This is a genomic window from Glycocaulis sp. (assembly GCF_050485565.1).
GTDB lineage: Bacteria > Pseudomonadota > Alphaproteobacteria > Caulobacterales > Maricaulaceae > Glycocaulis.
Genome location: NZ_JBJHBQ010000001.1, coordinates 258,126 through 272,970 on the forward strand (window position 1 = coordinate 258,126; position 14,845 = coordinate 272,970).

A 14,845-nucleotide genomic window follows, 5' to 3' on the forward strand; every position below is an offset into this window, starting at 1 on the left:
CGTTTCAGATTCCGTTGGACAGGAGCCGCTAATATTTTTACAAGTGTATATTAATGAGCTTGCACGACGAGGCAAGCCGGTAAAAACGGGGAGGCGGCACCGGTGTTCAACAGCACTTCTGGCCGGATCATGCTGGCCGCAGGCGCGGCGCTTGCCGTGCTGGCGGCGGCAGGCTTCTGGGCGTTCGACCGCTATTTCATCTATCTGCCGGGTCTGGTGCAGGACATCCGCAACCCGATAGGACCCAATCGCGCGGTGGAGTGGCAGCGCGGACCGGCAGACGCGCCGGAGGGTGAGCGCGCCCCCAATATCATTCTCATCGTTGCCGATGATCTGGGATGGAATGACATCACCCTGCATGGCGGGGTGGCGGGCGGGAGCGTACCCACGCCCAATATCGACCGCATTGCCCGCGAGGGCGTTCAGCTGACCAATACCTATGCCGCCAGCGGCACATGCGCGCCCAGCCGCGCGGCGCTGATGACCGGACGCTATCCCACCCGTATCGGTTTTGAGTTCACCCCTACCCCGCCCGGCATGACGCAAATCATCGGGCATATCGAACGCGGGCAGACCGACCGGCGCCCCTTCCTGACCCGCGAGGTGGAAGGCGAGATACCCGAATTTGCCGATATGGGCCTGCCCGCCGACGAGGTGACGATTGCCGAAATGCTGTCGGGTGCGGGCTATCACACCGTGCATATCGGCAAATGGCATCTGGGCAATACGAACGGATCCGATGCGCTCAGCCAGGGCTTTGATGAAAGCCTGGAGCTGGCCGGGTTGCTCTACGCGCCCGCCGGTTCGCCCGATATGGTGGAGGCCCGGCAGGATTTCGATCCCATCGATCAGGTTTACTGGGCGATTGGCCGGGCCGCCGTGACGCATAACAATTCGGCACGCTTTGCGCCGGACGGTTATCTCACCGACTATTTCACCCGCGAGGCGGTGGAAGCCATCGAGGCCAACCGCAACCGGCCCTTCTTCCTCTATCTGGCGCACTGGGCGCCCCATTCGCCCCTGCAAGCGACACGTGAGGATTATGACGCCCTCGCCCATATCGAGGACCACCCGCTTCGTGTCTATGCGGCGATGATCCGCGCACTGGACCGGGGCATTGGCGAGGTGCTGGACGCGCTGGAAGACAACGCCATTGCGGACAACACGATCATCGTCTTCACCTCCGATAATGGCGGCGCGCACTATATCGGCCTGCCTGACATCAACGCGCCCTATCGGGGCTGGAAGGCGACCTTCTTCGGTGGCGGCATCCGCGTGCCGACCTTTGTCAGCTGGCCGGGTGTCATCGAGCCGGGCAGCGAAATGGCAGGTCTTGCCCAGCATATCGATTTTGCGCCGACGCTCGCCGCCATTGGCGGCGCAGCCATCCCTTCAGACCGGATAATCGACGGGGTGGACCTGACGCCCTTCCTGACCGGCGAGATGGACGGCGAGCCGCACGAGACACTGTTCTGGCGCAGCGGCCATTATGAAGCGGTGATCCATCAGGGCTGGAAGCTGCAACGCACAGAGCGCCCCAACCGGGTCTGGCTGTTTGACCTGTCCAGTGACCCGGAAGAGCGCAACGACCTCTCCGCCGCCGAGCCGGAGCGCGTGGCCGGTCTGATCGCGCTGCTGGACGCGCATGGTGCCACGCAAAGCGCGCCACTCTGGCCGTCCGCCGTCGAAATGCCCGTCAGTATCGACCAGCCACTGGGCCGGCCGGAGAGCGAGGATGATGAATATGTCTACTGGCCCAATTAGGCGCACCCTTGGTGCGCTTTGCCTTGCAGTTGTGCTCAGCGCACCGGCGTCCGGCGATGAGCGGCCCAACATATTGCTCGTTATTCTCGATGATATCGGGTTCACCGATCTGGGCGCCTATGGCAGCGAGATAGCAACGCCGCACATGGATGCTCTCGCCGAGCGCGGCGCGCAGTTCACCAATTTTCACGTCGCGCCCACCTGCGCGCCGACGCGCGCCATGCTGATGACCGGCGCGGACAGTCACCGCACCGGCATTCCCACGCTCGAACACCTTGTCATCCCGGAATATCAGGGCCAGCCCGGCCATGAGGGTGAGCTCAATACCGCTGTCGCCACGATCGCCGAGCATTTGCAGGCCGCAGGCTACCAGTCCTTCATCACCGGCAAATGGCATCTGGGCCGATCATCAACCTCCCTCCCGGCAGCGCGCGGCTTTGACCGCAGCTTCATCCTGGACTCCTCTGGCGCCGATAACTGGGAACACCGCACCTATCTGCCCCACTATACCCACGCCGAATGGTGGGAGGATTTCGAACCCGTCCACGAACTGCCCGACAATTTCTATTCGTCCGAGTTTCTGACCGACCGGCTGATCGCCTATATCGATGACCGGGACGTGAACCGCCCCTTCCTGGCCGTGCTGTCGCTACAGGCCAACCACATCCCCCTGCAGGCCCCACGCGAATTCACCGAGCGCTATGCAGGCCGCTATGACGAGGGCTGGGACGTGCTGCGCGAGGAACGCCGCAGCGCCGCCATCGCGCGCGGGCTGGTGCCTGAAAGTACGCAGCTGGCAGAGCAGCCGCAAGGAATGCGCGACTGGGAGGGGCTGTCCCGGCGCGAGCGCGAGTTTGCCATTGCCAGCCGCGAGGTTGCCGCCGGCATGCTGGAAGCGGCTGACCACCATATCGGACGGCTTCTGGGCTGGCTGGACGCGCAAGGCAGGCTGGAGAACACGCTGGTCATCGTGCTGTCTGACAATGGCCCGGAATACAATCATCCCACCGATAACTGGGCTTTTGGCATGTGGCTCGCCATGCAGGGCTATTCGCTTGACGTGGACGATCTGGGCAAGCGGCGCACCTATGCCTTTATCGGCCCGGAATGGGCGACGGCCTCTGCCTCGCCGCTCTCCCTGTTCAAGTTTCACGCAGGCGAAGGGGGCTTGCGCGTACCCCTCATCGTCGCAGGGCCGGGCGTGGAGACACGCGGCCTGGTCTCCGGTTTCAGCTTCGTCACCGATATCGCCCCGACCCTGCTGGACATAGCCGGCACCCGCCCGCTTTCGGGACGCGAGCCGATAACGGGCCGTTCGCTGATGCCGGTCCTTAGCGGGCAGGCAGACACGATCTATGGCCCGGACGATGCGGTGGGCCTTGAAATGTCGGGCATGTCCGCTCTCTGGCGCGGGGACTGGAAGCTGGTACGCAGCCTGCCGCCTTACGGGGACGAGCAATGGCGGCTTTTCAACCTGGCCATTGATCCGGGTGAGGCTAACGATCTTGCAGATTCCGAGCCTGAGGTTCTGGCGTCGATGATGGAGGCTTATGCCGCCTATGAGGCGCGTGTGGGTGTGATCCCGGTGCCAGAGGGCTTCAATGCGGCCGAGCGCATCGCGGCGCTGGGCTGGAAAGCCTTCCTGGACCAGCACGGGCTGATGCTCGCCGGTATCGGGCTTCTTTTCGTGATGCTGCTGGGGGGCGGCCTCATTCTGGTGCTCACCCGCCAGCGCTGATCAGCCTGGCGCTGGTCCGCGCCAGACCGTGCGAAAACCCAGATGCTCGGTGGAGAAGCGCTCATCGCCGGGCTGGCGCGCCGCCGGGCGGTAGCGATGGCAATAGCTGTCCGAGCACAGGAATGACCCGCCCTTGATGACGCGGAAACCCGGCTGCTCCCACTCATCGTGCGTCCATTCCCAGACATTGCCCGCCATGTCGTAGAGCCCGTACCCGTTGGGCGCATAGCAGCCCACGGGCGCAAGGCCGGCATGACCGTCCGCGCCGCTATCTTCCACCGGAAACACGCCCTGCCAGTGATTGGCCATATAGGCCCCGTCCGGGCGCATTTCATCGCCCCAGACATAGGGCGCACCATCAATGCCGCCGCGCGCGGCATGCTCCCATTCGGCCTCGCCGGGCAGGTCGTGGCCGCGCCAGCGCGCATAGGCCAGCGCATCCTCATAGGCGATCTGGACCACCGGCCAGCTATCCCGGCCCTCAATCGTGCTGGAGCGCCCTTGCGGATGACGCCAGCTCGCGCGCGGATCAAACCGCCACCAGGTGCGAATGTCCGACCAGTCGCGCACCTGCACGCCGGGGCCGAACACCCCGCCCCCGCCCGCATCCGGTCCTTCGCGCTCAGCCAGCGTCACATAGCCCGTCGCCTCCACGAAGGCAGCGAACTCGCCATTAGTGACCTCGTGAACACCGACCCAGAAACCGTCCACTTGCGCGCTGCGCACCGGGCGTTCCTCTGGGAAGAAATCCTCCGATCCCATCTGGACCGTTCCGGGTGGCACCCACACCATGCCCGATGAGGGCGCGTCCGGGTCGGGCAGGGTCAGCGGCAGACAGGCTTCGATGGATGTTTCACTGCCGCCGCAGGCTGCAAGGCCCGCCATCCCGGCCAGCACCACCGCCAGACCCAGCCCCTTGTTCTTCATGTGAAAAATTCCCTCATCACCCGCCAGCCAGATTTGCGAGCGGCTTGCAATCCATAAAGATTTTCTCTGCTTCGCGTATGCAGCATAAAATCTGACTATACCGTCAATCAGGATAATCGATTTAATTTCGCACGGGCCGCTTGATACAGATAGCCTACCGGGCGCTGGGCGCGCCCTCATGCACGTTGCGCGTCTGCCCCTCAAGACACGCCACCACGATGGGAGATTTTCACATGGACGGAAACGAAGCGAAGATGGCGGGCAAATGCCCCGTCATGCACGGCAGCATTACCGCCAGGAGCAGCTCGGTTACCTCGTGGTGGCCGGAAGCACTCAATTTCGACATCCTGCATCAGCACGACACCAAAACCAATCCGCTTGCGAAAGGCTTCAACTATCGCGAGGAACTCAAAAAGCTCGACGTCGAAGCCCTGAAGAAAGATCTGCATGCCCTCATGACGGACAGTCAGGACTGGTGGCCGGCTGACTGGGGCCATTATGGCGGCCTGATGGTGCGCATGGCCTGGCACGCGGCTGGCTCCTACCGGATGTCGGATGGCCGTGGCGGCGGCGGCACTGGCAATCAGCGTTTTGCCCCGCTCAATAGCTGGCCGGACAATGTCAGCCTGGACAAGGCACGCCGCCTGCTCTGGCCGATCAAGAAGAAGTACGGCAACAAGATCAGCTGGGCCGACCTGATGATCCTGGCCGGCAATATCGCCTATGAGTCCATGGGCCTGAAAACCTTCGGCTTCGCTTTCGGCCGCGAGGATATCTGGCACCCCGAGAATGACATCAACTGGGGCTCGGAAACCGAATGGCTGGCCAAGCAACGCTATGAAAGCGACGATGAAACCTCCCTGCACAAGACGCTCGCCGCCGTGCAGATGGGCCTCATCTACGTCAACCCGGAAGGGGTGAACGGCAAGCCGGACCCGATGAAGACCGCGCAGGCGGTCCGCGTCACCTTCGAGCGTATGGCAATGAATGACGAGGAAACCGCCGCCCTTACCGCCGGTGGCCACACCGTCGGCAAGGCCCACGGCAATGGTGACGCATCGACGATTGGCCCGGACCCGGAAGCTGTCGGCGTTGAGGCGCAAGGCTTTGGCTGGGCCAATCAGAGCGGCAAGGGCTTTGGCCGCGACACCGTCACCAGCGGCATTGAAGGCGCCTGGACGACCCATCCGACCAAGTTCGACATGGGCTATTTCGACATGCTGCTCGACCACGAGTGGGAGCTGACCAAGAGCCCCGCCGGGGCATGGCAGTGGAAGCCGGTCGAGATCGCCGAAGAGGACATGCCGGTGGATGTGGAGGACCCGTCCATCCGCACCATGCCGATGATGACCGATGCCGACATGGCGATGAAGGTGGACCCCACCTACCGCAAGATCATCGAAAAATTCCGCGCCGATCCTGAATATTTCCGCGACACCTTCGCGCGTGCCTGGTTCAAGCTGACCCACCGCGATATGGGTCCGAAAGTGCGCTATATCGGCCCGGACGTGCCGCAGGAAGACCTGATCTGGCAGGATCCCATCCCGGCTGGCCCGACCGGCTATGATGTGAAGGCCGTGAAGGCGAAGATCGCCGCCAGCGGGCTTTCTATCGCTGAAATGGTCTCCACCGCCTGGGACAGCGCGCGCACCTATCGCGGCTCTGACATGCGCGGCGGCGCCAACGGCGCGCGCATCCGCCTTGCCCCCCAGAAAGACTGGGAAGGCAATGAGCCGGCGCGTCTGGCCAAGGTTCTCTCCGTGCTCGAACCGATCGCGAAGGAAGCGGGCGCAAGTCTTGCCGACGTGATCGTGCTGGCCGGTAATGTCGGCATCGAGCAGGCGGCCAAGGCGGCGGGCGTCAGCATCGAAGTGCCCTTCGCACCGGGCCGCGGCGACGCCTCGGCTGAACAAACCGATGCCAAGAGCTTTGAACCGCTCGAACCCATCCATGACGGCTACCGCAACTGGTTGAAAGGCAAGTTCGACACCAGGCCGATGGAATTGCTGATCGACCGCAGCCAGCTCATGGGCCTGACCGCCCCTGAAATGACCGTACTCGTCGGCGGCATGCGGGTGCTCGGCACCAATCATGGCGGCACGCAGCACGGCGTCTTCACCGACCGGCCCGGCACGCTGACCAACGACTTCTTCGTCCATCTGGTCGACATGTCGAACCGCTGGGAGAAAAAGGGCGATGGCAGCTATGCCGTGATCGACCGCAAGACGGGCAAGGAGAAGTTCACAGCCACCGAAGTCGATCTGACCTTTGGCTCCAACTCCATCCTGCGTGCCTATTCGGAGGTCTACGCCCAGGACGACAGCAAGGAAAAGTTCGTCAAGGACTTTGTGGCCGCCTGGACCAAGGTGATGAACGCCGACAGGTTCGATCTGGCCGCCTGAGCCTTACTTTCCCGACCAAGCCAGACTCGCCCGGATGCACCGCATCCGGGCGTTTCTTTTTCCGCACCACACTTGATCCCTGCCAAGGCTTGGATAGCGTCAGCGGCAAAGGCGCGGTCAAAAAAGCGCCCATCCATCAGGGAGCCGGTATTCATGACATTTCCGAAGAAGGGCCGCGCGGCCGACGCGCTTCTGGCTGAACTCGAAGCGCGCAAGGCCAACGATGTGCGCTGGAAGGAAGGCCGGGTCTTTGCCTATATCTACGATGCCGGCCCTGACGCGATGGATGTCGTGAAGAAGGCCTATTCGGCCTTCCTCACCGAAAACGGTATCGACCCGACCTCCTTCCCTTCGGCACTGGAGCTGGAGCGCGATGTCATCGCCATGGCGCTGGACCTGCAGAATGCGCCGCCCGGCGCCAAGGGCAGCTTCACCACGGGCGGCACCGAAAGCATCTTGCTGTCAGTGAAGACCGCGCGCGACCATGCCCGTGCGACGAAACCCCACATCACCGCGCCAGAGCTTGTCCTGCCGGAAACCGCACACCCTGCCTTCTTCAAGGCGTGTGCCTATTTCGACGTGAAGCCAGTCATCACGCCAGTCGATCCGGAGAGCTTCACCGCCCTGCCCGGTGCCATGGAGAAAGCGATAACCGGCCAGACCGTGATGCTCGTCGGGTCAGCGCCCTCCTACGCGCACGGCGTGGTAGACCCAGTTACCGCCATCGGCCAGGTGGCGCTGAAAGCGGGCGTGCTGTTCCACGTCGATTGCTGTGTCGGCGGCATGTATCTGCCCTTCATCCGCAAGCTGGGCGCGGATGTGGAAGCCTTTGATCTTTCCACGCCGGGCGTGACGCAGATGTCGCTCGATTTTCACAAATGGGGCTATGCCGCCAAGGGCGCCTCCAGCGTGCTCTATGCGAACGGCGAGCTTCGCAAATACCAGATTTTCGCCTGGTCGGGCTGGACCGGCTACACGATCGTCAATCCGACCATCCAGTCAGGCCGCTCCGCCGGACCCATTGCCGGGGCGTGGGCCGCACTCAGTTTTATCGGTGAGGAGGGCTATCTGCGTCTAGCCAGGATCACGCAGGAAGCCTCGGCAAAAATGTGCGCCGCCATCGGCGAAATAGAGGGGCTGAAACTGCTCGGCAATCCGCCGGGCAATCTTCTGGCTTTTGCTGCCGAAGGGTTTGACATATTTGCGCTGGCCGACGCGATGAAGGCCAAGGGCTGGTTCCTGCAGGCGCAGTTCGCTCACGGCCCTTCTCCGGCCAATCTGCACGTCTCGATCGGCCCGGCAAACGCCCCCAATGTCGATGCCATGCTGGACGATCTGCGAACCGAGACCGCGCGCTTGCGCGCCGACCCGCAATATCGCGTCACCGCACCCTCCGCAGACGAGATCGCAGCCATAACGGCGATGGAACCCTCTGACCTTCTGGACGCCATGGAGAGCATGTTTACTGGCGGCACGGGCGGCATGCCGGATGATATGCGCACCATCAACACGCTGATGAATGCCATGCCGTTTGAAGCACGCGACCGCATATTGAAGGAATATATCAACCGGCTTTACGCCAAGCCTGCAGGCTCCGCAGCAGACACCTGACGCAGTGCAGCATTTGCGTTAGCCTGCCTTCCCCGACCGCCGCAGCAAAAGACACCTCCATGACCAGCCGCCCGGATTATCCCGATACGCGCCTGCCCGGCACGCCCGGCGCGTTTGCCGCCTACTGCCTTGACGCACTGAAAGGCGGCTGGGGCGAGGACTGGGACACGCCTCTGAAGAACGCGGTGGGCGACCTTGCCAACGAGATTTTCTCCGGCCTGCATCGCGGCGCCGTGTCGGTGGAAGGGCTTGGCGCGCTCGTTCGCGAACTGGCCGACAGGGGGCTGACCGGCCGTGCAGAAGCCTTGCGGGCGATGCATGTTGACGGACTGTCAGGCGCGGCGCTGGAGGCGCTCAAAGCGCGTCTGGACACGCTGGCAGCCCAGGGATTTGACGCCTATGCAGACGCCGTGACCCGGCGCAAGGCTGGCATCGTATTTACCGCCCATCCCACTTTTGCGCTGTCAAAGGCGATGCGCGCTGCACTCGCCAATGCCGCCGTGGACGGTACGCCTGCCAATCCGGAGAGGCTGGCGCACGGGCCGGATGAGAATATCTCGCTTCTGAGCGAGCACGACGCGGTGAAAGAGGCGCTCGCGCGGGCCCGCGAAGCTCTCGCCCAGCTTGATGCGCTGATCCTCGACACCGCCCGGCACCACTTCCCGGATCGCTGGCACACGCTAAAGCCTGATCTCATCTCGCTGGCGAGCTGGGTCGGCTATGATCTGGATGGCCGCACCGATATTCACTGGGGCCGCTCCATCGCCTTCCGGCTTGAGGAGAAAGCCATCCAGCTGGAGCGCTATGCCCGCCTTGCCGGCGAGGCTGGCAGTAGCGCGCTGGCAGCGAGGCTGGAGCGTGCCGGTGCCCGCGCGCGCGATCATGCGAAACTGTTCGAGGGCGATCTGGAGCGCCCCGCCACCGTGGTACGCGCCGCCAACGCCCTGACCGCGCCGCATGCCGACAGGCTGGTATCGCTGAAAGGCATTATCAGCGAGCTTGATGACGCCATTGAAGGCGCGCCAGACGAGAACAGGCCAGCCCTTGCGGCCCTGCGCGCCGAGATGGCATCAGCGGGCCTTGGCGCGGCCCATATCCATCTGCGCATCAATGCCGCCCAGCTGAAAAGCGCGGTGCGGGCCGATCTGGGCCTTGAGGAAGATGAGGAGGATTTCGGCCGCCTCGCCCTTGCCCGCGCCGCCGAGCGCGCCCAGAGCGCGGAACTGCACAGTGTCAGCTTTGCGTCCGTTTTCGTTGAACAGATGACAGCGCGCCGCCAGTTCATGATGTGCGCGCAATTCCTCAAGCATATCGATGCCGACACGCCAATCCGCTTCCTGCTGGCCGAGTGCGAGACACCCGCCACCGTCATGGGCGCGGTCTATCTGGCGCGGCTTTATGGCGTGGCAGACAAGGTGGATATCTCGCCCCTGTTCGAGACGCCCGAAGCGCTGGAGCGGGGCGGACGCCTTATCGACCGCCTCATCAGCGAGCCGGCCTATCGCGATTATGTCGAGGCGCGCGGACGGCTGTCCATCCAGCTGGGCTTCTCTGACGCGGGCCGCTTCATGGGGCAGGCGGGCGCGGAGCTTGCAATCGAGCGCCTGCACATACTCGTCGCGCGCGCACTGGCGCGCCATGGCGTGAAGGATATCGAGATCGTCGTCTTCAACACGCACGGCGAATCCATGGGGCGCGGCGCGCATCCGGGCGGCCTGGCACAGCGGCTGGACCATTTGCTGACCCCCTGGGCGCGGTCACGCTTTAAAGCCGCAGGCGTGCCGCTGGTCCATGAGACCAGCTATCAGGGCGGTGATGGCTTCGTGCATTTCGCCCGGCAGGAGCTGGCGGACTCGGTCGTCCTGCAGACGGCGCTGCACGCACTGGAGATTCCCGACGGCAACAAGGCCGATCCGTTCTATGCCGAGATCGACTACACCTGGGACATCTACCGCGCCCTGAAAAGCTGGCAGGAAGCGCTGTTCGAGAACGCCGATTACCGCAACGCGATTACCGCTTTCGCACCGAACATGCTGGTCAAATCCGGCTCACGCAAAGCCAAGCGCCCCGGCGCGCCGGGTCAGGCGCTCGACCTGTCCATGCTGCGCGCCATTCCGCACAATGCCGCCCTGCAGCAACTGGCCATTCCGGTCAATGTGTCGGGCGGCATAGGCGCGTCCACCCAGTCTGAACCCGAACGCATGGCGGCGCTGATGGAACGCTCTCCAAGGATGGCGAACCTTATCGCCATGGTGATGCGCGCCCGCACGCTGACGAGCCTGAGCGCCCTGCGCGGCTATGCCCGGCTATTTGATGCCAGCGAATGGACCGGACGCGCCGCCTGGGCACGCTCACCGGCCATGCAGCGCGCGTTTCTGGATCTGGCCGGGCGGCTGGCAGACCAGTCCCGCCACACCGCTCTGGTACGGCTGGCCAACCATCTCTCGGCTGACCTGATGAAGTTTGACCAACTGATTGCGGATCGCGGCTGGCGCGAAGACCCGGACCGCTATGCGGTAGAGGCCCTGCATGGCGTGCGTCAGGCTCTCATCATGCAGGCTTTCCTGACCATATCGCGCCTGCCCGGCTTCTCGCCGCGCCACGACCTGACACGCGCCGACCTGATCGATCTGGTGCTGGCCTTGCGCATCCCGGAGGCCGTTGCCGCGCTCGACGAGATATTCCCCGAGGCCAGCGAGGCGCTCAGCGCGCTCGACGCCATCGAGGAGCCGAGCACCACCGATTCACCGGCCTTGCGGGGATATCCGGAGATTCAGGCGCGCATCGTGCGCCCACTGGAACAGCTCCACCCGCTCATCACGCAAGTGAGCGTGGCGATCAGCCATTATCACCGGGCTATCGGGTAGGCCGGCTAGCGTCCCTCGGTTTCGATACGCAGGGTCTCGTCGCCGATATTGATTTCCATCGTGTTGGTCTGGCTATCACGCCACATCGCATAGCCGACAGCCCCAATGACAATCAGCAAAACCGCCACGCCGGCATACACAAGCTTCTGGTTGGAACGCATCTGACTACTCCTCTGCCTGCCCCGCCACGGGGGAGCGCGAAAGAGAAACGTCCGTGCTGTCAGCCGGTTCCCTCGCGTCAGCTCCCCGGCGAGGGCGTCTTGGGCTTGAAGCGGCATAGCTCTGCGATCGCGCAGCGCCAGCATTCCGGCTTTCGCGCCTTGCACACATAGCGCCCGTGCAGGATCAACCAGTGATGCGCGCCTTTGAGGTATTCAGGTGGCGTGATCCGCTCCAGACCCGCCTCCACCTCGTCGGGCGTCTTGCCGGGTGCCAGCTTGGTACGGTTGGAGACACGGAAAATATGCGTATCGACGGCAATCGTATGCTGGCCGAACGCCTCGTTGAGCACGACATTGGCCGTCTTTCGGCCGACACCCGGCAGGCGGATCAGCTCATCGCGGGTCTGTGGCAGCTCGCCGCCAAACTCCTCGATAATCATGCGCGAGAGCGCGACGACATTCTTCGCCTTGTTGCGGAACAGCCCAATGGTCTTGATGTGCTCGCGCACCGCGTCCTCGCCGAGCGCCAGCATCTTTTGCGGCGTATCGGCTACCGCAAACAGGCGCCGGGTCGCCTTGTTCACGCCGACATCGGTCGCCTGCGCTGACAGGGCCACCGCGACGACGAGCGTGAACGGGTTGGTGTATTCCAGCTCCGTCTTCGGCTCCGGCATGATACGCGACAGGGTTTCAAAGATCGCCGCCGCATCGGCGCGCGGTATCGCACGCGGGACGGGCTTCTTGCGGGGTTTTGGCTTTTCGCTCATGGCAGTGGAGCTAGCGGGAGCGGGCGGCGAGGGCAAGGGCGGGGTTGCCCTCGTCCTTCGAGACGCTCACTTCGTTCGCCCTCAGGATGAGGGCAGGACTGCAAAAATCCCTCATGCTGAGGAGCAGCCCTGGCTGCGTCTCGAAGCACGAGGGGCGCGCTAAACCCGCTCCCGCTCCGGCAGGTAGATTTCGCGTTTGCCGGAGTGATCTGCCGGGCCGATCATGCCCTCATCTTCCATGCGCTCGATGAGCGAGGCGGCGCGGTTATAGCCGATCTGCAGGCGGCGCTGGATATAGCTGGTTGATGCCTTGCGGTCACGCGCGACCACGGCCACGGCCTGATCGAAGAGATCGTCGCCGGAGCCGCCCTCCCCGCCATCAAGACCGGGAATGCCACCCTCTTCATCGATATCCTCGGTGACGGCATCGAGATATTCCGGCGCGCGCTGTTTCTTGAGGAAGCTTGCCACTTCCTCCACCTCACGGTCGGAGACAAACGGGCCATGCAGGCGGCGTATGCGCCCGCCCCCGGCCATCAGCAGCAGATCACCCTGACCCAGAAGCTGTTCGGCCCCCTGCTCGCCCAGAATGGTGCGGCTGTCGATCTTGGAGGTGACCTGATAGGAAATGCGCGTCGGGAAATTGGCCTTGATCGTGCCGGTGATGACATCGACCGACGGGCGCTGGGTGGCCATGATCACATGGATGCCGGCCGCACGCGCCATCTGCGCCAGACGCTGCACCGCGCCCTCGATCTCCTTGCCCGCGACCATCATCAGGTCGGCCATCTCGTCGATTACCACGACGATATAGGGCATGTGATCGGGCTCGATGGTTTCGGTCTCGTAGACCGGCTCGCCCGTCTCGCGATCAAACCCCGTCTGCACGGTGCGGCTGAGCATTTCGCCCGCTTCGCGCGCCTCAGCCGCCTTTTCGTTGAAACCGGCCATATTGCGCACGCCGACCTTGGACATGCGAAGATAGCGGCTTTCCATCTCGCGCACGGTCCATTTCAGCGCGGCGACAGCCTTTTTCGGATCGGTCACGACCGGGGAGAGCAGGTGGGGAATGCCGTCATAGACGGACAGTTCCAGCATTTTCGGGTCGATCATGATCATGCGGCACTCTTCGGGCGGCAGCCGGTAGAGCAGCGACAGGATCATGGCATTGATGCCGACCGATTTACCTGAACCGGTGGTACCGGCAATCAGCAGGTGCGGCATGCGCGAGAGGTCAGCGGTAAACGGCTCCCCGCCAATGGTCTCGCCCAGCGCCAGCGGCAGCTCGGCGCGGTTCTTCTCAAACCCGGAGGAAGAGAGCAGCGTGCGCAGGAAGACGGTTTCCCGGCTGGTATTGGGCAGTTCGATACCGATGGCATTGCGGCCCGGCACCACCGCCACGCGGCAGGCGACAGCGGCCATGGAGCGGGCGATATCATCGGCCAGATTGATGACGCGGCTGGTCTTCACGCCCGGTGCCGGTTCCAGCTCGTAGAGCGTCACCACAGGGCCGGGGCGCACCTCGACGATCTCGCCCTTGACCCCGAAATCGCCGAGCACGGCGGCGAGCAATTCGGCGTTCTGGCGCAACCCGTCAGCGTCCACCACATCCTTGCGCGGCGTTGCCCTCGCCAGCAGGTCAAGGCGCGGCATCTCAAACTCGGAGCCGGAGCTGAAAGGCAGCGCGGCCTGTGCCTCGCGCGCCTCGCGGTCGGAGGGTCTGGGCTTGCCTTTGGGGGCAATCTTCACGTCAGGGGCGGTCCGGGCTGCGGTCTCCGCATTGCGGCGCGGCGTGGCCATGCCGGCTGCGGGCGCGCGTCCGCCACGCAGAATGGCCGGGGCATTTTCGGCGCGCGCCTCGCCATCTATTTCCAGCGGGCGGTCATCGGTGCTGCGCCAGCTGGCGGGCAGTTCATCAGCCAGACGCTCGGCCCAGCCACGCACCATGTTCCAGACCTTCACGGCTGCGGCGCTGGCTGCTGCAAGATCGTGCGTATTCAGTCCAAAGCAGAAGAATGTACCCAGGATTGCCGCCAGCAGGCCCAGCACGGCAGCAATCGCATTCGCACCGCCGATTTCCGCCTGCATTGCCAGCCCTGACATGCTGGCAAGCAGGCCATCGCCAAGCAGACCGCCGAGGCCCGATGCGAACGGCCAGCTGACCGGCACCGGCAGGGCGGCAACCGCCATCGCAAATCCGAGCAGCGCAAATCCGCCGCACACAATGCGGAACAGCACCACCGGCCAAGGCCGCCGGCGCGGTCCCTGCAGGGTAAGGATAATGCCCCAGCCCAGCACGATCAGCGCGAGGCCCGCGCCCGCCCAGCCCATTGTCTGCAGGAGCAGGTCAGCGGCGACAGCGCCGGAGGGGCCAGCCAGATTGCTGACACTCTGGCCGGTCGCGGCGTTGAGGCTGGGGTCGAGCGGGTTGTGGCTGAAAATGGCAATCAGCGCCAAAGCGGCCGACGCGGTCATCGCGGCGCCGATCACTACCGACCAGGCACGCGACAGCAATCCGGCACGGGCTGGCAGAAGCGCATCGCGGCTGGCGGCGCGGGACGGGGTGGATGTTCTGGCCATGTCGTGCGCCAGTGTGACGGGCAAATCT

Annotated in this window: 9 protein-coding genes; 5 read left to right on the top strand and 4 right to left on the bottom strand. The window is 64.0% G+C overall.

The window, feature by feature from the left end; all coding sequences use genetic code 11:
* Window positions 1-102: 102 nt before the first annotated feature.
* Window positions 103-1,764: a sulfatase gene (locus ACQ5ID_RS01145; protein ID WP_429910643.1), complete on the top strand. Its 1,662-nt coding sequence runs from the start codon at window positions 103-105 to the stop codon at window positions 1,762-1,764.
* Window positions 1,745-3,502 (top strand): sulfatase-like hydrolase/transferase, encoded by a 1,758-nt coding sequence (locus ACQ5ID_RS01150; protein ID WP_429910644.1) that lies wholly within the window; start codon window positions 1,745-1,747, stop codon window positions 3,500-3,502. The genes ACQ5ID_RS01145 and ACQ5ID_RS01150 overlap by 20 nt, the downstream gene beginning before the upstream one ends.
* Here the strand turns inward: ACQ5ID_RS01150 and ACQ5ID_RS01155 are convergent, their stop codons facing one another.
* Complete coding sequence (locus tag ACQ5ID_RS01155; RefSeq protein ID WP_429910824.1) at window positions 3,503-4,294, bottom strand: formylglycine-generating enzyme family protein; 792 nt, start codon at window positions 4,292-4,294, stop codon at window positions 3,503-3,505. It lies immediately after the preceding gene.
* A 368-nt stretch (window positions 4,295-4,662) separates the two neighbouring features.
* Between ACQ5ID_RS01155 and katG the strand changes: the two genes are divergently transcribed.
* From katG to ACQ5ID_RS01170, 3 genes are all read left to right on the top strand, one after another.
* Window positions 4,663-6,831: a catalase/peroxidase HPI gene (gene katG / locus ACQ5ID_RS01160; protein WP_429910645.1), complete on the top strand. Its 2,169-nt coding sequence runs from the start codon at window positions 4,663-4,665 to the stop codon at window positions 6,829-6,831.
* 153 nt (window positions 6,832-6,984) lie between these two features.
* Window positions 6,985-8,442, top strand: a complete 1,458-nt coding sequence (locus tag ACQ5ID_RS01165) for a pyridoxal phosphate-dependent decarboxylase family protein (protein ID WP_429910646.1) — start codon at window positions 6,985-6,987, stop codon at window positions 8,440-8,442.
* 59 nt (window positions 8,443-8,501) lie between these two features.
* The gene (locus ACQ5ID_RS01170; protein WP_429910647.1) at window positions 8,502-11,309 is read left to right on the top strand and encodes a phosphoenolpyruvate carboxylase; all 2,808 of its coding nucleotides are present in this window, start codon (window positions 8,502-8,504) and stop codon (window positions 11,307-11,309) included.
* A 5-nt stretch (window positions 11,310-11,314) separates the two neighbouring features.
* Here ACQ5ID_RS01170 and ACQ5ID_RS01175 read toward each other — a convergent pair whose 3' ends face one another.
* The 3 genes from ACQ5ID_RS01175 to ACQ5ID_RS01185 all read right to left on the bottom strand — a co-directional run bounded on the left by ACQ5ID_RS01175 (window position 11,315) and on the right by ACQ5ID_RS01185 (window position 14,817).
* Entirely contained in the window at window positions 11,315-11,470 is a 156-nt protein-coding gene (locus tag ACQ5ID_RS01175) for a hypothetical protein (RefSeq protein ID WP_429910648.1), read from the bottom strand.
* A 77-nt stretch (window positions 11,471-11,547) separates the two neighbouring features.
* Complete coding sequence (gene nth, locus ACQ5ID_RS01180) at window positions 11,548-12,237, bottom strand: endonuclease III (RefSeq protein ID WP_429910649.1); 690 nt, start codon at window positions 12,235-12,237, stop codon at window positions 11,548-11,550.
* Between the two features lie 159 nt (window positions 12,238-12,396).
* The gene (locus ACQ5ID_RS01185; RefSeq protein WP_429910650.1) at window positions 12,397-14,817 is read right to left on the bottom strand and encodes a DNA translocase FtsK 4TM domain-containing protein; all 2,421 of its coding nucleotides are present in this window, start codon (window positions 14,815-14,817) and stop codon (window positions 12,397-12,399) included.
* Between the last annotated feature and the right edge of the window lie 28 nt (window positions 14,818-14,845).